Origin of the sequence: Streptococcus nidrosiense, assembly GCF_042140045.1 — a bacterium.
GTDB lineage: Bacteria > Bacillota > Bacilli > Lactobacillales > Streptococcaceae > Streptococcus > Streptococcus nidrosiense.
Genome location: NZ_CP152419.1, coordinates 1,712,974 through 1,736,515, shown reverse-complemented (window position 1 = coordinate 1,736,515; position 23,542 = coordinate 1,712,974). Strand labels below are relative to the sequence as shown.

At 40.8% G+C, this 23,542-nt stretch carries 10 protein-coding genes; 9 read left to right on the top strand and 1 reads right to left on the bottom strand.

All coding sequences use genetic code 11. From position 1 onward, the window contains the following. Positions 1-273: 273 nt before the first annotated feature. The 4 genes from AAFQ93_RS08295 to AAFQ93_RS08280 all read left to right on the top strand — a co-directional run bounded on the left by AAFQ93_RS08295 (position 274) and on the right by AAFQ93_RS08280 (position 17,328). Positions 274-7,272 carry a SpGH101 family endo-alpha-N-acetylgalactosaminidase gene (locus AAFQ93_RS08295; RefSeq protein WP_375555164.1) on the top strand — a complete coding sequence of 2,333 codons (6,999 nt, stop codon included), beginning with the start codon at positions 274-276 and terminating at the stop codon, positions 7,270-7,272. 154 nt (positions 7,273-7,426) lie between these two features. Beyond that, positions 7,427-15,763: an SIALI-17 repeat-containing surface protein gene (locus AAFQ93_RS08290; protein ID WP_375555163.1), complete on the top strand. Its 8,337-nt coding sequence runs from the start codon at positions 7,427-7,429 to the stop codon at positions 15,761-15,763. Positions 15,764-16,410: 647 nt separating this feature from the next. After that, complete coding sequence (locus AAFQ93_RS08285) at positions 16,411-16,575, top strand: hypothetical protein (protein ID WP_375555162.1); 165 nt, start codon at positions 16,411-16,413, stop codon at positions 16,573-16,575. 51 nt (positions 16,576-16,626) lie between these two features. Then, positions 16,627-17,328 carry a lysostaphin resistance A-like protein gene (locus tag AAFQ93_RS08280; protein WP_375555161.1) on the top strand — a complete coding sequence of 234 codons (702 nt, stop codon included), beginning with the start codon at positions 16,627-16,629 and terminating at the stop codon, positions 17,326-17,328. A 280-nt stretch (positions 17,329-17,608) separates the two neighbouring features. On the opposite strand, the gene AAFQ93_RS08275 is transcribed toward AAFQ93_RS08280, so the two are convergent. Beyond that, positions 17,609-18,022, bottom strand: a complete 414-nt coding sequence (locus AAFQ93_RS08275) for a DUF6556 family protein (protein ID WP_375555160.1) — start codon at positions 18,020-18,022, stop codon at positions 17,609-17,611. 136 nt (positions 18,023-18,158) lie between these two features. On the opposite strand from AAFQ93_RS08275, the gene AAFQ93_RS08270 reads away from it, so the two are divergent. The 5 genes from AAFQ93_RS08270 (at position 18,159) to AAFQ93_RS08250 (ending at position 23,434) form a co-directional block, all read left to right on the top strand. Continuing rightward, a complete protein-coding gene (locus AAFQ93_RS08270; protein WP_375555159.1) occupies positions 18,159-19,301 on the top strand; it encodes a cysteine desulfurase family protein in 1,143 nt (380 codons plus the stop codon). 8 nt (positions 19,302-19,309) lie between these two features. Further along, positions 19,310-20,524 carry a tRNA uracil 4-sulfurtransferase ThiI gene (thiI, locus tag AAFQ93_RS08265; RefSeq protein WP_375555158.1) on the top strand — a complete coding sequence of 405 codons (1,215 nt, stop codon included), beginning with the start codon at positions 19,310-19,312 and terminating at the stop codon, positions 20,522-20,524. Positions 20,525-20,659: 135 nt separating this feature from the next. Then, positions 20,660-21,484 (top strand): alpha/beta hydrolase, encoded by an 825-nt coding sequence (locus AAFQ93_RS08260; RefSeq protein WP_045763792.1) that lies wholly within the window; start codon positions 20,660-20,662, stop codon positions 21,482-21,484. Between the two features lie 21 nt (positions 21,485-21,505). After that, complete coding sequence (locus AAFQ93_RS08255) at positions 21,506-22,246, top strand: esterase family protein (RefSeq protein WP_001019250.1); 741 nt, start codon at positions 21,506-21,508, stop codon at positions 22,244-22,246. A gap of 12 nt (positions 22,247-22,258) precedes the next feature. Next, entirely contained in the window at positions 22,259-23,434 is a 1,176-nt protein-coding gene (locus tag AAFQ93_RS08250; protein ID WP_375555157.1) for an acetyl-CoA carboxylase biotin carboxylase subunit family protein, read from the top strand. The last annotated feature ends 108 nt before the right edge of the window (positions 23,435-23,542 follow it).

Sequence of the window (23,542 nt, the reverse complement as noted above, 5' to 3'; positions counted from 1 at the left end):
TGGTCTAACTTTTTAGATAGAGTTTCCTTTTTTATAGCGATTTCTTTAGAAATAAGGCCATCTGAAAATCGTTTCAGACTTGCCCAATAATTGGATTTTACTTTTACTAGTTTTACCTATTAAACTATTGATTTTTTAAACTGTTTTTGATATATTAAATTGGTATAGAAAAAATTATATGTTTATCTAGAAGTGTTTAAAAATTGAGGAGGATATTTTTTTAAAACAAAATGCAAACGCTTACTTGATAAACTGAAAGGAACAAAAAAACCGATGGATAAAGGATTATTTGAAAAACGTTGCAAATATAGTATTCGGAAATTTTCATTAGGGGTTGCTTCTGTTATGATTGGTGCAGCTTTCTTTGGAACTAGCACTGTCCTCGCAGATTCTGCACAATCAGGTTCAACAGCGAATATGCCAGCTGATTTGGCGGCAGCTCTTGCCAATGCTAAAGAGGATGATGGGCATGACTTTGAAGCACCAAAACCTGGTGAAGATCAGGGTTCTCCTGAAGTAACTGAAGGACCAAAGACTGAAGAAGAATTGCTGGCAAAAGAAAAAGAAACTGCAACTGCAACAAGCTCAGCAGCTTCAGATACTCTTCCTGAAGAACTACGTGGAAAACTTGATAAGGCTGAAGAAAATGGCCGCACTGCCTCAAAAGAAGAACTAGAAAAAGAAGATAAAAGCTTAGTTCCAGAAGAAGTAGCTAAAACAAAAAATGGGGTATTAAACTACGGTGCGACTGTCGAAATTAAAAGCTCTGCTGGGCTCGGTAGTGGTATTGTTATCGGGGAAAATCTCGTTTTGTCTGTTTCTCATAACTTTATCAAAGATGTTCCAGATGGAAATAATCGTAAGGTAGCTGATAATGTTGAAAGTGATGACGATGTTTATACAATTTCTTACCAAGGCGCTCCAGACGTCAAATTCAGTAAAAATGATGTAAAACACTGGGACCGTGAAGGATTCCTCAAAGGATATAAAAATGACTTGGCAATCGTTAAGCTTCGTACACCTCTTGCAAATGCACCAGTTGAAGTGACTGACAAGCCTGCTACAACTAAGGTAGGAGATAAGGTTCATGTATTTGGCTATCCAAAAGGCGAACTTGATCCGATTTTGAATACAACTGTTGAGGACATTAATAATCACGGAGAAGGTGTTCGTGGAATTAGCTATCAAGGAAGTGAACCAGGTGCTAGTGGTGGCGGTATTTTCGATGAAAATGGGAAATTGATTGGTATTCACCAAAATGGTGTATCTGGTAAACGTAGTGGAGGTATTCTCTTCTCACCTGCTCAGCTAGAGTGGATTCAAAACTACATCAAGGGTATTGAAACAACGAAACCAGCTGGTCTAGATGCTCTCGATAAACAAGTTGAGGACAAGGAAGAAAAACCAAAAGAGGATAAACCTAAGGAAGATAAGCCAAAAGAAGAAACACCAGCAGAAAATAAACCTGCTGAAAACAAGTCAGCAGAAAATAAACCAGCAGAAAACAAACCAGCTGAGAATAAACCGACTGAATCAAAAGAAGTTACTCCAGAATGGAAAACGGTTGAAAATAAAGACCAACAGGGAACAGTAACAATCCGTGAAGAAAATGGAGTTCGTTACAACCAACTAGCTTCAACTGCTCAAAATGACAATGGTAAGAAACCAGCCTTGTTTGAAAAAGATGGTTTGACAGTTGATGCTAATGGAAATGCCACAGTTGATTTGACCTTTAAAGAAGAATCTGAAACAGGTAAATCTCGCTTCGGTGTCTTCATGAAATTCAAAGACACTGATAACAACGTTTTTGTAGGTTACGACCAAGGTGGATGGTTCTGGGAATATAAGTCAAATGGAAGTGGACTTTGGTACCAAGGTGGACGTGTTGCAGCACCAGTAAATGGTTCTGTCAACCACTTGACGATCAGCCTCAAATCAGATGGACAACTTAACGCAACAAACAATGATGTCAAACTTTTTGACACACTTACCTTACCATCTGCTGTAAATGACAAGCTCAAAGATGAGAAGAAAATCGTTCTTAAGGCTGGAAGCTATAGCAGTGAGAGAACCATTGTAAATGTTAAAACAGATGACCAAGAAGGCGTGAAAAACGACCAAGAGGCTGCTGAAAAAGAAAAAGGTGATACAGTAGACGATAGCAAAGTCAAATATGACACGATCGAATCTACAGTATTGAAAGCAGTCATCGACCAAGCCTTCCCACGTATTAAAGAGTACGTCCTAAATGGCAACAAGCTTCCAGGTCAAGTGCAACCTATTAATCAAGTTGTGATTAATAAGCACGCTGTGACTCCTGAAGTTACCTATAAGAAGGTCAATGCAACGACTGCCGAGTATGAAATGAAACTCCGTGATGAGGAAAACCTCATCAATGCAGATATGACAGTTCGTTTGCAAGTGGTGGACAACCAACTTCACTTTGATGTGACTAAGATTGTCAACCATAACCAAGTTACACCAGGACAAAAGATTGATGACGAACGTAAATTACTTTCTTCAATCAGCTTCCTAGGAAATGCCTTGGTATCTGTTTCAAGCGATCAAGCAGGGGCTAAGTTTGATGGGGCAACCATGTCAAACAATACTCACGTCAGTGGTGATGACCATATCGAAGTAACAAATCCAATGAAAGAATTAGCCAAAGGCTATATGTATGGATTTGTTTCAACAGATAAACTCGCTGCTGGTGTATGGAGTAACTCACAAAATAGCTACGGTGGTGGTTCTTACGACTGGACACGTTTGACAGCTTATAAGAATACGATTGGCAATGCTAACTACGTGGAAATTCATAGCTCTGAATGGCAATGGGAAAAAGCCCACAATGGAGTTGTCTTCCCAGCATACACTCAAGAACTTCCAAGTGCAAAAGTTGTCATCACGGAAGATGCCAATGCTGACCATAAGGTTGACTGGCAAGATGGTGCGATCGCTTACCGTAGCATCATGAACAACCCTCAAGGTTGGGAAAAAGTTAAAGACATTACTGCTTACCGTATCGCTATGAACTTTGGTTCACAAGCTCAAAACCCATTCCTCATGACCTTGGATGGTATCAAGAAGATCAACCTCCATACAGATGGTCTTGGTCAAGGTGTACTGCTTAAGGGATACGGAAGTGAAGGACATGACTCTGGACACTTGAACTATGCGGACATCGGTAAACGTATCGGTGGTGTTGAAGACTTTAAGACTCTTATTGAGAAAGCTAAGAAATATGGTGCCCACCTCGGTATCCACGTCAACGCTTCAGAAACATATCCAGAGTCTAAATACTTTAATGAAGATATTCTTCGTAAAAATGCAGATGGTAGCTATAGCTACGGTTGGAACTGGCTTGACCAAGGTATCAACATTGATGCTGGTTATGACCTCGCTCATGGGCGTCTAGCTCGTTGGGAAGAGTTGAAGAAAGAGTTGGGTGAAGGTCTAGACTTCATCTACGTCGACGTTTGGGGTAACGGTCAATCAGGTGACAACGGTGCCTGGGCAACTCACGTTATTGCGAAAGAAATTAACAAACAAGGTTGGCGCTTTGCTATTGAGTGGGGCCATGGTGGTGAATATGATTCTACCTTCCAACACTGGGCAGCTGACTTGACCTATGGTGGCTATACAAATAAAGGTATTAACAGTGCCATCACTCGCTTTATCCGTAACCACCAAAAAGATTCTTGGGTTGGGGACTACAGAAGTTATGGTGGTGCAGCTGACTACCCACTTCTAGGCGGTTATAGCATGAAGGACTTTGAAGGATGGCAAGGACGTAGTGATTATAACGGTTATGTAACAAACTTGTTTGCTCATGACGTTATGACTAAGTACTTCCAACACTTCACAGTCAGCAAATGGGAAGATGGCAAACCAGTAACCATGACTGACAATGGTAGTACCTATAAATGGACTCCAGAAATGAAAGTCGAATTGGTTGATGCTGCAAATAACAAGGTTGTGGTAACTCGTAAATCAAATGATGTCAACAGTCCACAATACCGTGAACGAATTGTTACACTTAACGATCGTGTGATTCAAGATGGTTCAGCCTATTTGACACCTTGGAACTGGGATGCAAATGGTAACAAGCTTGAAAGTGACAAGGAAAAAATGTACTACTTCAATACTGAAGCAGGTGCAACAACTTGGACACTTCCTAGCGACTGGGCAAATGGTAAGGTTTACCTTTATAAACTAACTGACCAAGGTAAGACTGAGGAAAAAGAAGTTGCCGTGAAAGACGGTAAGATTACCCTTGACCTCACTGCAAATCAGCCATATGTTCTCTATCGTTCTAAACAAACAAATCCAGAAATGTCATGGAGTGAAGGAATGCACATCTATGACCAAGGATTTAACAGTGAATCTTTGGATCATTGGAAGATTTCAGGAGATGCTTCTAAGGCTGAAATCGTCAAGTCTCAAGGTGCAAACCAAATGCTCCGCATCCAAGGCAATAAAGAAAGAGTTAGTCTCACTCAAAAATTGACTGGCTTGAAACCAAATACTAAATACGCAGTTTATGTCGGTGTCGACAACCGTAGTGATGCTAAAGCAAGTATTACTGTTAATACTGGTGAAAAAGAAGTAACCAACTACACCAACAAGTCACTCGCCCTCAACTATGTAAAAGCCTATGCTCACAATACTCGTCGAAGCAATGCAACAGTTGATAACACAAGTTACTTCCAAAACATGTATGCTTTCTTTACAACAGGTTCAGATGTATCAAATGTAACCTTGACCTTGAGTCGTGAAGCAGGAGATGAGGCAACTTACTTCGATGAAATCCGTACTTTTGAAAATGAATCAAATATGTACGGTGACGGTCATGATACTGCAACAGGAGTTTTCAAACAAGACTTTGAAAATGTCGGCCAAGGTATCTTCCCATTTGTCATCGGTGGTATCGAAGGTGTTGAAGACAACCGTACTCACTTGTCTGAAAAACATGGTCCATACACACAACGTGATTGGAATGGCAAGAAAGTTGATGACGTTATCGAAGGAAATTGGTCACTCAAGACAAATGGTCTCGTAAGTCGTCGCAACTTGGTTTACCAAACAATTCCACAAAACTTCCGCTTTGAAGCAGGAAAGACCTACCGTATCACATTTGACTATGAAGCTGGTTCTGACAACACTTACGCCTTTGTAGTCGGTAAGGGAGAATTCCAATCTGGTCAAACGAGCAATATGGAAGTACATGAATTGCCAAATACTTGGACAGATTCTAAGAAAGCGAAACGAGCAACCTTCCTCGTGACAGGTGCAGAAACTGGCGATACATGGGTAGGTATCTACTCTACAGGAAATGCAAGCAATACTCGTGGAGATTCTGGTGGTAATGCAAACTTCCGTGGTTACAATGACTTCATCATGGATAGACTTCAAATCGAAGAGATTGTCTTGACTGGTAAGATGATGACAGAAAATGCTGTCAAGAACTATCTGCCAACTGTTGCCATGACCAACTACACCAAAGAAAGTATGGATGCTTTGAAAGAAGCAGTCTTTAACCTCAGTCAAGCAGATGATGACATTAGTCTAGAAGAGGCAAAAGCAGAAATTGCTAAAGTTAATGCTCTTAAAGATGCTTTAGTGATGAAGAAAACTGCTCTTGTAGCAGATGACTTTGCTAGTCTTACAGCTCCTGCTCAAGCTCAAGAAGGTCTTGAAAATGCCTTTGATGGCAACTTGTCTAGCCTATGGCATACATCATGGAGCGGAGGAGATGTTGGCAAACCAGCAACCATGGTCTTGAAGGAACCAACTGAAATCACAGGCTTCCGTTATGTTCCACGTGGTTCAGGTTCAAATGGTAACTTGCGAGATGTGACTCTTGTTGTTACTGATGAAACAGGTAAGGAGCATACCTTCAATGCAACTAATTGGGCTGATAATAACAAACCAAAAGATATCGACTTTGGTAAGACTATCAAAGCTAAGAAGATTGTCCTAACTGGAACAAGAACTTATGGAGATGGTGGTAATCAATATCAATCAGCTGCAGAATTGATCTTTGCTCGTCCTCAAGTTGCTGAAGCAGGTCTTGACACAAGTGCATATGAAGCAGCCTTGGCTAAAGCTCAAAAATTGACTGATAAGAGCAATCAAGAGGAAGTAGCAAGTGTTGTTGCCAGCATGAAATTTGCAACAGATAATCATCTCTTGACAAATAGAATGCTTGAATTCTTTGCAGATTATCTCGGCCAATTGAAAGACCAAACACCTACTCCAACTCCAGATCCAGAACCAACTCCAGAACCTAAACCTGAAACTCCAACTTCAAGCAAGGGTGATGAAGCAGCACCAGTTGTTGACCTTCCAGAATTCACAGGTGGTGTAAATGGTGTTGAAGCCGCAATCCATGAAGTACCAGAGTTTACTGGTGGTGTGAACGCAGCTGAAGCCGCTGTTCATGAAGTACCAGAGTACAATGCAGTCAAGGGAACAGCAGGAAATGAAGTAGCTATCCACGAAGTTCCAGAATTTACTGGAGGTGTAAATGGAGCTGAAGCCGCTGTCCATGAAGTACCAGAGTATACAGGTGCGATTGGAACAGCAGGTGATCAAGCCGCACCTACTGTAGAAAAACCAACTGAAGGTGTTCGTGTCTTGTCAGATAAGACTACAGGAGTTGTAGTTGCAGGACTAGCAAGAGATTTAGCTACAGATCTTAATCTTAAAGTTCAAAAAGTAACAGACCAAAGTCTACAAGGTGTGAAATTTGATGCTTATGCTCTTCATTTAGTTGATAAAGATAAGCATGAGGTTCAAGCGAAGGGTGTAGTGCTTGTTCGACTTCCAGTTTCTAGTGAAGTAGCTGGAGTATACTACACTGCATCAGGTGAGGCAGTAAGCTTTACAAATGGTCAAGGTACAGTTGAGTTTACAACTAGTCAGCTAGGACATTTTGCAGTAGTTTATAAACAAGTTTCTAAACCACAAACGCCATCAGTAGGAGAACCAGGTCATAAACCACAAACTCCATTAACTGACGAACCTAGAGGTCACGTACAGTCTCCATCAACAGAGAAACTGGATCAGAAACCACAAAATGCAGCAGTACAAAAACTTGATCAGAAATCAGTTGATACTGCTAAATCAGAAATGAAGGAAGTAGCAGCTAAACAAGAAGCGAAGGATAAACTTCCAGAAACTGGTACTAGCAAGTCAGAGCATCTCTTCTTCCTTGCCAGCCTCAGTCTAGCAATGTCTGCTCTATTTCTTGCAAAGAGAAAAGAAGATTAAAAAATAAAAAGTTTTCAATAAAAGAGAGCTTAGACTCCACAATCATTGTAGTGGAGAAAAAGAAAACCCAGAGAGGACCCTCTAGGTCCTCTCTTTTTTTAAAGGAGAATGAGAGCGCTTACTCTTGAAGGCGTATGAAAGGAAATAGGAAAAAATGGGAAAACATTTTTTTGAGAAACGGTGTCATTACAGTATACGTAAATTTACAATCGGCGCAGCTTCTGTTATGATTGGTGCTAGCATTTTTGGTGCTGGTGCGGTTCAGGCTGCTGAAACAGAAGGACCTGCAGAGACAGAAGGTACGGTAACACAGGCTCAGCCTCTGGATAAACTGCCAGCAGATATAGCAGCAGCTATTGAAAAAGCAGAAGCAAGTGCTGGAACTGTAGATGAACAACCTGCAGGGTCAGAAACTGGAGCAACTGCAGCTGAAACAACTACTCCAAAACCAACTGAAACTCCTGTTCCTAAGGAAGAAGTAGCTTCAAAACCAGCTACAAATCCTAAAGAGGAAGCAGCTTCTGAGGCGAAACCAGCTGCAACTCCTGCGACTAAAGATGTAGTAGATACACCAGATGTCAATCATTTAGAAAAAGCTTCTGCTACAGTCTCAAACCATGAAGCCAACACACAATACACAGCAGAAAAGGCGATTGACGGAAAACCTGATACTCGTTGGGCAACTGACCAAAACGTTGAGAAACCAACAATCGAATTTACTCTTGAAAAGACAACAGTGATTAAGCATGTTGAGATTGATTGGGACCGTCGCGTTCGTGGTGAACAAAATGATCCAAATATCAAATCATGGAACCTCTATTACGCTGGCCAGGATGAGGTGAATGGTTCAGGAGTTAAAGAATGGAAGCTGGCTTATCAAAGAACAGGGAATCCTCTTCTTGATGAAAAAATTGACTTGAAAGAAGCTATCCAAGCTAAATACCTTAAACTTGAAATTACAGATTATCAAGCTGGTACAATGAACTGGAAAAATGTTGGGATTCAAGAAATTCGTGCCTACTCAAACATTCCAGACGCTAGCAAACCAACAGATATTCGCCAAGTGACAGAATTAGCTGTTGCTGAAGATGGGAAATCACTTGTCTTGCCTAAGTTACCAGGCCAAGTCAGCTTAATTGGTAGCAACAAACAGGGTGTTGTTGACCTAAATAACAAAATCTATAAACCCTTAACAGACCAAACTGTTAAAGTCATGGTCCAACAAGTCAAGGATACTCATACCTTCACAAAAGAATTTGAAGTCCTTATTAAAGGCTTACATGCAGACGAAGGCGTTGGCACTAAACCAGCAGTTGCTCCAGCAGTTCAACAATGGTATGGAACTGAAGGCAAAACTTCTATTACAGCTGATACCGTGATTTCAGTTGGCGATTCTGGATTTGGTCAAGAAGCTAAATTCTATCAGACTGGCCTTGAAAGTCGTGGGCTAGAAATCGCTACAGGTGATCAAACAGCTCAAAAACGGATCGAATTTAAAAAGGTTGAAGATAAGGGTTATGGTAAAGAAGGCTATGGTATCACTGTAAAAGATGGTGTTATCACTGTAGAAGCTGCAACCAACGCAGGAGCCTTTTACGCAACTCGTACTCTCCTTCAGATGGGAGAAAATGATTTGCAAAACGGAGAAATCCGTGACTTCCCAAGCTTCAGTCACCGTGGCTTTATGCTAGATACAGGTCGTAAGTTTATCCCTTATGATACACTTGTAGATATCATGCTCAACATGGCTTACTACAAGATGAACGATCTTCAGTTGCACTTGAATGACAACTATATCTTCTTAAAAGATCACTTGGCTGGTAAAAATCTTTCTCAAGATGAAGAACTAGACTATGTCCTCAAAAAAGCTAAGACAGGCTTCCGTGTAGAGACTGATGTTGTCGGTGAAAATGGTGAAAAATTAACATCAAAAGAGCACTACACCAAGGAAGAAATGCAAGATATTATCAAGTGGGCAAAAGCTTTGCATATCAACCTTGTTCCTGAAATTGACACTCCAGGTCACGCCCTTTCATTTGTTAAAGTCCGTCCAGACTTGATGTATAAAGGTCAGCTTAGTGCGAGAAAACATAATGTAGAGCGCGTGGCTATGCTAGACTTGGATAACAAGTACGAAGAAACTCTTGCTTTTGTCAAATCAGTCTATGATAAATTGTTGGATGGAGAAGACGCACCACTTCATGGTGTTTCTACTGTTCATATCGGTACAGATGAATACTATGGAAATCCAGAAAGCTATCGTCGCTATGTCAACGATATGATTCAGTACATCAAAGGCAAAGGCTTAACACCACGTATTTGGGGTTCCCTCAGTGCCAAACAAGGAACTACGCCGGTCGATTGGAAAGATGTAGAAGTCGATATTTGGAGCATTGGATGGCAACGTCCAGCTGCCGCAATTGCTCAAGGTGCTAAGATTATCAATATCACAGATATTCCAACCTATAGTGTTCCAAGTGGTAGCAATAGTCAAGGTGGATATGGAGATTATGCAAACTATGAAACTCAATACAATCGCTGGACACCAAATGATTTCTCAACAGGTGGAGGACCACGTCTAGAAGCCTCTAATCCAAATATCCTTGGTGGTGGTCATGCGGTCTGGAATGATAACATTGACCTCCATGAAACTGGACTCACTTCTTACGATATCTTTAAACGCTTCTTCAAGAGTATGCAGTCTACTGCAGAACGCACTTGGGGTTCAGACCGTGCAGCCAAGACCTATGCAGAACGTGTTCAACCAGCAAGTGTTTATGCACCACAATCTAACCCAGATAAGACCGTAGCTGAAGAAGACTTGTTCAAGATCAATCCTGATACTGTCAAAGATTATCTTGCTAAGAAAGTACAGAAGACTGAAGCAGGTTTGAACTTCGAAAAAGATAGCACTATCGAAGGCCTAGTTGGTGATGCTGGACCAAGTCATGTCTTGAAATTGGATGTGACAGTGACTGGTGATGGCGAGCAAACCTTCTCAACAAGTGGAAACAATCAACTCTATCTTGCGGACAAAGATGGCTACCTTGCCTATACTTTTGAACAATTCCATATTCAATTTAACAAGAAACTTGAAAAGAATAAACGCTATCAAATTTCTGTCGTAACCAAACCTCAAGTGACTGAAGTTTATGTGGACGGTGAAAAGGTTGAACGGATTGCAAATCCAGCTAATCCACGTTTGGCTCATAATAGCTTAGTCTTACCACTTGAAACAATCGGTGGCTTCAAAGGAATCTTGCATAGTGCTGAGTTGTCAAATGAAGCATTTGTAAACCCACGTTTGATTCCAAATGATCATTTTACAGTTTCTGCAACAAGTCAGGAATTGCCAGGAACCAATGCAGAAGGTCCAGTCGAAAAAGCCTTTGACAATGATCCAAATACCTTCTGGCATTCAAAATGGACTGGACATCAAGCCCCATTCACAGTGGCAATGAACTTGAAAGCAGCTGAAACAGTGAATGGCTTGACTTATCTTCCACGTCCAGGTGGAGGCAACGGTGTTGTGACCTCTTATGAAATCTATGCTCAAAAAGATGGTCAAATGGTTAAAGTTGCTTCAGGAACTTGGGAAAACAATGCCAAAGAGAAAACAGTTAACTTTGATGCCATTGAAACCGATAAGGTAGAATTTAAAGTTCTAGCTGGTTCTGCAGGATTTGGTAGTGCTGCAGAAATCCAACTTCTTAAACCAGTTTCTACTAACAAGGTGGAAGAGCCAGTTAGTCCAGAGAAACCTGTGACACCAGAAAAACCTGAAACTCCAGAAAAACCTAAAGTTGAGGAAATGGGCGATGGTACAACTGAGCTTGCTGATAGCTTTGTAGCTACGAAACCTACAAGTGACGAAGCAGTTGCCGCAGCAGCACAAAGTCAGGATTATCTCAAGAAAGAGTACAAGGTCTTCCCAACACCACAAAAAGTAACTTACGATGAAGGTGTTACGAAACTCCATAAACAAGTCAATCTTGTCATGGGCGATCAATTAGATATCTATACTCGTAACCGCTTGAAGAGTGTCCTACAAGATCATCAAATCTCATACACAAGCAGTCAAACAGCAGTGGCAGGTGCTACCAACATCTACCTTGGTGTTCATGGCCAAAATTCACAGGCTGAAAAAGAAGTATCTGGTATTTCTCAAGGACTCTTTGATAAGATTGATGCCTATGCCTTGTCTATCAAGAACAATACAATCTCTATCGTCGGTAAGGATACAGATGCTGTCTTCTACGGTTTGACAACTCTCAAACACATGCTTAATGAAAGTGAAGCTCCAGTCTTGCGTAATGTAACAGTTGAAGACTTCTCTGAAATTAAGAACCGTGGCTTTATCGAAGGATACTATGGTAACCCTTGGAGCAATGCTGATCGTGCTGAGTTGATGCGTTATGGTGGTGACTTGAAGTTGACCCAATACTTCTTTGCACCAAAAGACGATCCATACCACAACAAGAAATGGCGTGAACTTTATCCAGAAGAAAAATTAGCTGAAATTCGTGAATTGGCGCGTGTCGGAAACCAAAACAAGACTCGTTATGTTTGGACCATCCACCCATTCATGAACAACCGTATCCGTTTTGGAAACGATGCTGATTACCAAAAAGACCTTGAAACTATTAAAGCTAAATTCACTCAATTGATGGATGTCGGTGTTCGTGAGTTCGGTATCCTAGCTGATGACGCTCCAAGTCCAGTTGGTGGCTACAATAGCTACAACCGCTTGATGAAGGACATGACAGACTGGTTGACTGAAAAACAAGCAACTTATGTTGGCCTTCGTAAGGAAATGATTTTTGTCCCAGGTCAATATTGGGGTAATGGCCGTGAAGATGAGTTGAAATCACTCAACGAAAATCTTCCAAGTTCAGCATCAATGACCCTTACTGGTGGTAAGATTTGGGGTGAAGTGTCTGAAAGCTTCCTCTCTAACCTTAAGAATAATCTGACTGCAGGAGGTAAGACCTACCGCCCAGTTTCTCTATGGATTAACTGGCCTGTTACAGATAACTCTAAACAACACTTGATCTTGGGTGGTGGTGAGAAATTCCTTCATCCGAATGTAGACCCTAGTCTCCTATCAGGTATCATGTTGAACCCAATGCAACAATCTGAACCTTCTAAGATTGCCCTCTTCTCTGCAGCTCAATATGCATGGAAACAATGGAAGTCAGAAGAAGAAGCTAAGAGAGTGAATGATATCGCCTTCAACTTTGTTGAAACAGGTAAATTTACTGACAGTGAAACATCTGTTGCCTTCCGTGAGCTTGGTAAACATATGATCAACCAAAACATGGATGGTCGTGTTGTGAAGTTAGAAGAATCTGTTGAACTTGCACCAAAATTGGCGGCCTTCATGTCTAAGTTGAAAGCTGGTCAAGATGTTGGTGCAGAGCGTCAAGAATTGCGTGCAGAATTTGCTAAACTAAAAGCTGCAGCACAACTTTATAAAGCATCTGGTGATGAAAAGATGCGTGCTCAAATCCACTACTGGTTGGATAATACTATTGACCAAATGGACGCCTTGAGTGCTCTTCTTGATGGTACAGAAGCTATCGAAAAGAACGATTCTGCAAAACTTTGGGATAGTTACTATAAGGGCTTGAAACTCTACGAACAATCACAAACTTATACCTTCCACTATGTAGACCATGATGAAAGAGCTGAGTTGGGTGTTCAACATATCCGTCCATTCTTGCTTGGCCTTCGTGAAATCCTTGCAACAGAAGTTCAAAAAGCCTTGCATCCTGACCAAGTCATTAGTACCTTTATCACAAACCGTACAGGTGTCGAAGGTGGACTTGCTGAAGTGACTGACGGAGATTTAGGAACACATGCCCTTATCAAGTCACCAAATAGCATTCAAACTGGTGACTACATTGGTTTGAAATTTAATAAAGCTGTTCCAATTCAAAACTTGACCTTTGCAATGGGAACTCAAGCAAATCCTCGTGATACCTTCAACAATGCTAAAGTTGAGTACCTCAATGAAAATGATGAGTGGGTAACCCTTTCAGAACCAAGCTACACTGGTAATGAGCCTCTGCTTAAATTTGAAAACCTCAACATCAACGCTAAAGCTGTTCGCATGATTGCAACTTCAGATCGTGGAAACACTTGGTTTGCGGTAAGAGAAATTGCTGTTAACCGTCCTGTAGAAGTTGTTCGTAACAAACAGACAGCTACTGTGACCATCAGTCCAAATCTTATGTACAAGTACAACACAACAGTTGGACAGATTACAGATGGACGTGATAATACTGAAGCCATGCTTGCAAATGCTGATCGAACAGATACAACTCCAGTCAATGGTTGGGTACAACTTGACTTGGGTGAAGTCAAACCTGTGACCAAGGTTCGTCTGGTTCAAGGATCAGGAGATAAATTGGCAGAAGGTGTTCTTGAATATTCTGCAGATGGTAGCTCATGGCAAGAATTGGATCGCTTGACTGGTGAACAAACAAAAGAAATCGAAACTCCAATTTCAGCTCGCTACGTTCGTGTTCGCAATACTAAGAACATCAACTTATGGTGGCGTATCGCTGACTTCTCAGTTGAAACACGTGCAGGCAATAGCGAATTGACTGATACAAACGTTGAAAGCTTGAAGTCAACTCCAGTTTATGACAGCCTAGGCCGTTATGACCTGCAAATTCCAAGCGGAACTAAGCTTCCAGCTAATAGCTACTTGGGTATGAAACTTGATCGTCTGCACCAAGCTGAAAGCATTCAAGCACTTGGTACAGAAAATCCATCTCTCAACTTGGAATACTCTCCAAATGCTCAAGAATGGTATCCAGCTGATCAAGTGACTGATAAGTCCTTGGTACGTTATGTTCGTCTGGTTAATAAGACTGACCAAGAACAAGCAGTGACAGCAACTTCTCTACTTGTTCAGACAAAAGAAGTTCAGCCAACCACACTTGATTCTACATCAATGGGAATCCACCAAACATACGGTCGAAATGATGTTCGCAAGATCAAGAATTTGGATCAGTTATTTGACGGTGTTTACAATAACTTTGTAGAGTTCTCAGACTATGCTCGTAAAGACGGTCATATTACCTTGAAACTTGGTAGCGAACGTGATATTAAGAAGATTAGAGCTTACATCCAAGACGGCACTCAAAACTATCTCCGTGATGGTAAGATTCAAGTCAGTCAAGATGGCAAGACTTGGACAGATGTTGTGACAGTTGGTGACGGTGTTGCTAATGAAACACGTGATGACTCCTTGACAGATGGCTGGACACATGATTCTAAGATGCCAGGAAATCGCTATATCGAGGGTGAACTTTCAAGCCCAGTTAAAGCCAACTATCTCCGTGTTCTATTTACAGCAGACTATGATGCTCGTTTTGTAGGCTTCACTGAGTTGGTGATCAATGATGGCGAATTCGTGAAACCAATCAATGACCCAACTGTAGAAGGAAACAGCGGTGAAAGCCAAGGCAACCTTTACACTAATCTTGTAGATGGTAAAGTCTTGACAAGATACAAGGCTGAGAAAGAACAAGGTGAGCTTGTTTACCACTTGTCAGAACCAACAGATGCTAACCATATCCGACTTGTTTCAAGTATTCCTCAAGGAGTTACTGCACGTGTCCTTGCTCGCACTTTGAAAGCAGATAGAGACGGAGCTTGGACAGATCTAGGAGCAATTACCTCAAGCTTCCAAACATTTGCAGTGAGAGAAAAAGCGCCATTGTTAGATGTCAAAGTTGTTTGGGAAGGTGGTAAACCTGAGTTTTACGAAATGACGACCTTCCATCAAGAGCTTCCAGAAGAACCAGAGCAACCAGCTCCAACTTCAAGTAAGGGTGACGAACCAGCACCAGTAGTAGAAGTCCCAGAATTTACTGGTGGCGTAAATGGTGTTGAAGCAGCTGTTCATGAAGTTCCAGAATACACTGAAGCTATTGGCACAGCAGGTGAAGAAGCAGCACCAGTAGTAGAAGTTCCAGAATTCACAGGCGGTGTAAATGGTGTCGAAGCGGCTATCCATGAAGTACCAGAGTATACTGAAGCTACGGTAGAAGCAGACAAGATTCCAGCACCAGTAGTAGAAGTCCCAGAATTCACAGGTGGTGTAAATGGCACTGAAGCAGCTGTCCACGAAGTCCCAGAATATACTGGTGGTGTTAATGGTGTTGAAGCAGCTGTCCATGAAGTCCCAGAGTTCACTGGTCACGTAAATGGATCAGAAGGAACTACTCACGAAGTTCCAGAATTTACTGGAAGTGTGAATGGTTCAGCCCCAACTACACGTGAAACTCCAGCATACACAGATGAGCAGTCTCTTGTAGCTCTTGCTATGTCACAAGATAAGACCTACCAAGCACCTGCAAGTCATCCATACAAGCTCCCAGAGACAGGTACTAAAGAAAATGCTGGCCTTGCAGCCGTTGGTGTTGTAGGTGCACTTCTTGCTATGTTTGCTATGGGAAAGAAAAAAGACGACGAATAAGATGATGTAAAATCATCTAATACTCAATGAAAATCAAAGAGCAAACTAGGAAACTAGCCGCAGGTTGCTCAAAACACTGTTTTGAGGTTGTGGATAGAACTGACGAAGTCAGTAACAAATATACGGCAAGGCGACGTTGACGCGGTTTGAATTTGATTTTCGAAGAGTATAAGTCATAGAGATTGGATCAAGAGATTAATCTCGATTATAAAAAGCGGACAAAACTAGTTTTCTGATAAACAGAAGCTGGTCTTGTTCGCTTTTTCTTAAAGTGAGGAAGCTGATGGTCATTGAAGTTCCTTGAATAAAACATTTCGAACTCCTGACGAAGTCCTTAGATTGAGTTAAGCCACAAGTCAAATTTTCTACCATTTAGGATGTTTTGATGACAATTTAAGAAAGAGCAATCTTTTCCTAGAAATAAATGCTAAACTATAATTGTTCCTAAACATGATTTAGTAGATCGGTGGTCTGGTTCAACCCTAAAAGAATAAAACCGATCTTACAAGTTAATCAGAAGAGTATTATTGAATTGGATTTAGAGGTAGCTAGTAGAGAAAAGTAAATCTGAAATTTGATGTTCTCTTGTGAGCAAGACTAAGGAGTTATTCTATTCATTTATTTGTAGAAAGCTTTGGGGAGTATCTATGAAATTTAAGAAATATATCTTTCCTTTAGCACAAGCCTGCTTGGGTTTGTATTTATTCGCTAATGGAGGTAGTTTGATTAATTTAGATATTGGGGTCATCCTTGTGTTATTATCCCTGATTAAGGGAGTAGAAATCTATAAAGAAGAAAGAAAACATAGGTGAGCATCGTTAGTAACTAGAGATGCTGGAGTTCAGGAAAGAAGAGGTAGTGGTGTGCAAAAGTTGAAAAATAGTTTAAAATTTGTAGGAATGATCTTACTGATTATAAATGTAAATACATTTCCCATGAGAATGCTGGCCCTCGAAGATTCTAGTTCTCTATCCTTAAAGTGGACGACTAGTACTGGGTATTTGATAATTGCTACCTTTTTACTAGTTGCTGTTTGGCGACAATACAAAAAGAAAATTTCGAATCAGCAGAAGGCTTTCAAGTTCACATGGAAGGATTTTGGAATAGCCCTTTTATTTTATGTGGCTACTCGAGTCGTAGCGATTGTAGGTACTCTTCTGATCCAAGTGGTTACTGGAAATCCAACATCCGCTAACGATGCGGCCTTGCTGGCTACAAGTGAGCTGGTCACTCGAGTTTTTCCTCTATTTTTCATCGCCTTTCATTTTGCAATTGGTATATTTGCTCCAATCATGGAAGAATTAGTATTTAGAGGATTCTTCAGCCACTATTTTTTTAAAGCTGATCAAAAGTGGTTGAAATTGTTAATAAGTTCTGCTATTTTTGGCTACCTGCATATGTTTTATCCGATAGAGTTTCTAACTTATTTTTTACTGGGAGTGATATTCTACTTAGCCTATGCTCGTAGAGGGAATATCCTTGATTCTATAGCTGTTCATTTGTTAAATAACGGACTGCTGGTACTGGTATCTATTTTAAACTATCTATTTTTAGTTTTTAGCTAATACTCTTCGAAAATCTCTTCAAACCACGTCAGCGTCGCCTTGCCGTATATTTGTTACTGACTTCGTCAGTTCTATCCACAACCTCAAAACAGTGTTTTGAGCAACCTGCGGCTAGCTTCCTAGTTTGCTCTTTGATTTTCATTGAGTATAAAATATATTCAAAAAATGATTGGTTTAAAGGCTGATCATTTTTCTGTTGCAAAGATCAACTTTTGCTGATAAATGCTGAAGATAGCAATAAAAAACCAGCGATTCAATCACTGGCTGTTAGATCGTTCTTTTAGGAAGCTCCATTAGTAGTAGACGTTTTTGTATCTGTTGTTTGAGTGCTAGATGAAGGAGCAGTTGGTTGTTCTTGTTTACTGCTAGTATCTTCTTTCTTGCTTTCTTCACTGCTACTAGATTGAGTTGTTGTTTCTTCTTGTGTGTTGTCCTTTGTAGAAGTATTATCCTTGTTGGGAGTAGTGTTCTCTTGAGGGGATTCCTTTTGAATCTCTTTTATGACAGTTGTCTGGGTTGTCGTAGTTTCTTTTTTAGAGTTATTATTGTTGTTATTCATAGCATTCATGATGGTGATGCTTGCAGTAATCAGTCCCAGAATACTACCGATAGTAGCAATCGTTTTTTGAAAAACAGTAAATCCTTTTTTGATGTGTTCCGTTTTAGGTTTTGATGTTCTACGATAATTAGACATAAATTCTCTCCTTTACTATGATTCATTATACCGAAAATCTTTAAAAAAAACTTAAATGAACCTGAATTGCCTTTCTTGTCGCCTGAACTGTTTCGTGATACAATAGAAGGAGTGATTTTAGAAAGCGTGAGAAACCATGATTTACTTTGATAATTCGGCAACGACTAAGCCTTATCCAGAAGCACTTGAAACCTATATGCAAGTGTCTGCAAAAATTATTGGAAATCCTTCGAGTCTCCATCGATTGGGGGACCAGTCTACCAGAATTTTAGAAGCTTCTCGTCAACAGATTGCAGATTTGATTGGCAAGAAAAGCGAGGAAATTTTCTTTACATCTGGTGGCACTGAAGGGGATAACTGGGTTATCAAAGGGGTTGCATTTGAAAAAGCGCAATTTGGTAAACACATTATTGTGTCAGCTATTGAGCACCCAGCAGTCAAGGAGTCAGCTCTTTGGCTTAAGACTCAAGGTTTTGAAGTGGATTTTGCACCAGTTGATGAAAAAGGATTTGTAGATGTAGCTGCTTTAGAAAATATACTTCGTCCTGATACAACGCTAGTCTCTGTTATGGCAGTTAACAATGAAATCGGCTCAATCCAGCCTATTGAAGCTATTTCAGAACTATTAGCTGATAAGCCAACTATCTCTTTTCACGTTGATGCCGTTCAAGCTTTAGCTAAGATTCCGACAGAAAAGTATTTGACTGACCGAGTGGATTTTGCGACCTTCTCCAGTCATAAATTCCATGGAGTTCGTGGTGTTGGCTTTGTCTATATCAAGTCTGGTAAGAAAATTACACCGCTTTTAACTGGTGGTGGCCAAGAGCGTGACTATCGTTCAACAACTGAGAATGTAGCAGGAATTGCAGCAACAGCCAAGGCCCTACGTTTGTCTATGGAAAGACTGGACTTGTTTGCTAGTAAAACAAGTCAGATGAAGGAAGTCATCCGTCAGGCTCTTCTTGACTATCCAGATATTTTTGTCTTTTCAGGTGAGGAAGACTTTGCCCCTCATATTCTGACCTTTGGGATTAAGGGTGTTCGTGGGGAAGTCATTGTTCATGCCTTTGAAGACTATGATATTTTCATCTCTACAACCTCTGCTTGTTCGTCCAAGGCTGGAAAACCTGCTGGTACCCTGATTGCTATGGGCATTGAAAAGGATAAGGCCCAGTCAGCAGTTCGTCTAAGCCTAGACCTAGAAAATGACATGAGTCAAGTTGAGCAATTTTTGACTAAACTAAAATTAATCTACAATCAAACTAAAAAAGTAAGATAGGAGCATTCATGCAGTATTCAGAAATTATGATTCGCTATGGAGAGTTGTCAACCAAGGGTAAAAACCGTATGCGTTTCATCAATAAACTACGTAATAATATCTCAGACGTTTTATCCATCTATCCTCAAGTTAAAGTGACAGCAGACCGCGATCGTGCCCATGCTTATCTGAATGGGGCAGATTATGAACCGGTGGCAGAATCTCTCAAACAAGTTTTTGGGATACAAAACTTTTCTCCAGTATATAAGGTTGAAAAATCCGTAGAAGTTCTTAAGTCTGCCGTGCAAGAGGTTATGAAAGACATCTATAAGGAAGGTATGACCTTTAAAATCTCAAGCAAGCGTAGTGACCACAACTTTGAGTTAGACAGTCGTGAACTCAACCAAACGCTTGGTGGAGCAGTTTTTGAAGCTATTCCAAACGTTCAAGTCCAAATGAAAAATCCTGATATCAATCTGCAAGTGGAGATTCGTGAGGAAGCAGCCTATCTTTCCTATGAAACCATTCGTGGTGCAGGTGGCTTGCCAGTTGGAACTTCTGGTAAAGGTATGCTCATGTTATCAGGTGGGATTGACTCACCTGTTGCTGGTTATCTAGCTCTAAAACGTGGTGTAGATATTGAGGCTGTTCACTTTGCTAGCCCTCCATACACAAGTCCAGGTGCCCTCAAGAAAGCGCAAGATTTGACCCGTAAATTGACCAAATTTGGTGGGAATATCCAGTTTATCGAAGTGCCTTTCACTGAGATTCAAGAAGAGATCAAGGCTAAAGCTCCAGAAGCCTATCTGATGACACTGACTCGTCGCTTTATGATGCGCATTACAGATCGTATCCGTGAAGTGAGAAAAGGTTTAGTCATCATCAATGGTGAAAGTCTTGGTCAGGTGGCAAGCCAAACCCTAGAAAGTATGCAGGCTATCAATGCAGTTACCAACACTCCCATCATCCGTCCAGTTGTGACTATGGATAAGTTGGAAATCATTGATATTGCTCAGGAAATTGATACCTTTGAAATTTCTATTCAGCCATTTGAAGACTGTTGTACCATTTTTGCACCCGATCGTCCGAAGACAAATCCAAAGATTAAGAATGCGGAGCAGTATGAAGCGCGAATGGATGTCGAAGGTTTGGTTGAACGTGCAGTAGCAGGAATCATGATTACTGAAATTACGCCTCAAGCTGAGAAGGATGCAGTCGATGAGTTAATTGATGACCTCCTTTAATCAGAAAAAACAGAGGAAAAGATGAAATAAGTAAAAAAAGTTAGTTTATTGTCCTAAATTTGGACGGAAACTGACTTTTTTTCTATATTTATGATATAATTAGATAAAATTTTGAATATAGAGAGTTTTCTGACAATGAATCAATCATATTTTTACCTGAAAATGCGAGAGCATAAATTAGTGGTTCCCTACACGGGTAAGGAGCGCCGCGTACGTGTTCTCCTCCCAAAAAACTATGAAAAAGACACGGATAGAAGCTATCCTGTGGTGTATTTCCATGATGGACAAAATGTCTTTTATAGTAAGGAATCTTACGTTGGACATTCCTGGAAGATTATTCCTGCTATCAAGCGAAATCCAGATATCAGCCGTATGATTGTTGTGGCTATTGACAATGATGGTCTTGGACGGATGAATGAGTATGCAGCTTGGAAATTCCAAGAGTCTAATATTCCTGGCCAACAATTTGGTGGTAAGGGAGTCGAGTACGCAGAATTTGTCATGGAAGTGGTTAAGCCCTTTATCGATGAAAACTATCGGACAAAATCAGACCGTAAACACACTGCTATGATAGGATCTTCACTTGGTGGCAATATTACCCAGTTTATTGGCTTGGAGTATCAAGATCAGATTGGATGTTTGGGAGTTTTCTCATCAGCTAACTGGCTCCACCAAGAATCCTTTGATCGCTATATCGAGCGTAAAAAACTCTTGCCTGACCAACGCATCTTTATATATGTTGGAACGGAAGAAGCTGATGATACAGACAAGACCCTCATGGCTGGCAATATTAAGCAGGCCTATATCGACTCTTCCCTTCGCTATTATCATGATTTGATAGCGGGAGGAGTGCAGTTGGAAAATCTCTCACTCAAGGTTCAGGCTGGAGCCATTCACCATGAAGTGCCATGGTCAGAAAATCTTCCAGCTTGTCTACGTTTTTTTGCAGAAAATTGGTAAATAGTATAAAGGAGACAGGATATGAATATTGAACATCTTAGCCACTGGAGTGGTCATCTAAATCGTGAAATGTACGTCAATCGTTACGGACACGCAGGTATCCCAGTTGTTGTCTTTGCGTCCTCAGGTGGTAGCCACAATGAATACTATGATTTTGGCATGATTGATGCATGTGCATCTTTTATTGAGGAGGGCCGTGTTCAGTTCTTTACACTTTCAAGTGTCGATAGCGAGAGCTGGCTTGCGACATGGAAAAACGGTCATGACCAAGCTGAAATGCACCGTGCTTATGAGCGATACGTTATTGAAGAAGCTATTCCTTTTATCAAGCATAAGACAGGCTGGTTCGATGGCATGATGACGACAGGTTGCTCTATGGGAGCTTACCATGCTCTCAACTTCTTCTTGCAACATCCGGATGTCTTCACCAAAGTCATTGCTCTTAGTGGTGTCTACGATGCACGTTTCTTTGTCGGTGATTATTACAATGACGATGCCATCTATCAAAATTCACCAGTAGACTATATCTGGAATCAAAATGATGGTTGGTTTATCGACCGTTACCGTCAAGCTGAAATTGTGGTTTGTACGGGACTAGGTGCTTGGGAACATGATGGCCTTCCTTCTTACTACAAGCTCAAAGAAGCCTTCGACCAAAAACAAATTCCTGCCTGGTTTGCAGAATGGGGACATGATGTCGCCCATGACTGGGAATGGTGGCGCAAACAAATGCCATATTTCCTCGGTCACATGAGTCTATAAAAGGAGTCGCTTATGAATTATCTTGTAATTTCACCCTATTACCCACAAAATTTCCAACAGTTTAGTATTGAGCTAGCCAATAAAGGAATCACCGTTCTAGGGATTGGGCAAGAACCCTACGAACAACTAGATGAACCATTGCGCAATAGCCTGACTGAGTATTTCCGAGTTGATAATCTTGAAAATATCGATGAGGTTAAACGTGCAGTTGCCTTTCTTTTCTATAAACATGGTCCAATTGACCGCATTGAATCACACAATGAATACTGGCTAGAGTTGGATGCTGCCCTTCGTGAACAATTTAATGTTTTTGGTGCTAAAACAGAAGACCTCAAGAAGACTAAGTTCAAGTCTGAAATGAAGAAACTCTTCAAGAAAGCTGGAGTTCCAGTTGTGCCAGGTGCGGTGATTGAAACAGAAGCAGATGTTGATAAAGCTGTTAAAGAGATCGGCCTTCCCATGATTGCTAAACCTGACAATGGAGTTGGAGCAGCCGCAACATTCAAACTTGAAACAGCAGATGATGTCAATCACTTTAAAACTGAATGGGACCATTCAACTGTTTACTTCTTTGAAAAATTTGTCACCTCTAGTGAGATCTGTACCTTCGATGGTTTGGTAGATAGAGATGGGAATATCGTCTTTTCTACGACATTTGACTACGCACACACACCTCTCGATCTCATGATTTATAAGATGGACAATTCTTATTATGTTCTCAAGGAGATGGATCCAAAATTACGCAAGTTACGCAAGTATGGTGAGGCTATTGTCAAGGAATTTGGCATGAAGGAACGTTTCTTCCATATCGAGTTCTTCCGTGAGGGTGATGACTATATCGCTATCGAGTACAATAACCGTCCAGCAGGTGGCTTTACCATTGATGTCTATAACTATGCCCATTCTTTTGATTTGTACAAGGGCTATGCAGCAATCGTTGCAGGTGAACAATTCCCAGCTTCTCAATTCGAGCCTCTATACTGCTTGGCAACATCTCGTCGCGCTAATGCCAATTATGTTTATTCAGAAGAAGACTTGCTCGCTAAATATGGTCAGCAATTCAAGGTCAAGAAAATCATGCCTGCAGCCTTTGCTGAATTGCAAGGAGACTTTCTCTATATGCTAACGACACCAAGTCGTGAAGAAATGGATCAGATGATTAAGGACTTTGGTCAGCGTCAAGAATAATCAAAATTTTGACTTAACAAACTCTCTTTGTTAGGTCTTTTTTGTAGACTTGAAATAAAAGCGTTTTCCCACAGGATTCTTTTAGAAAATCTGTTGCTAAAAGGCTTA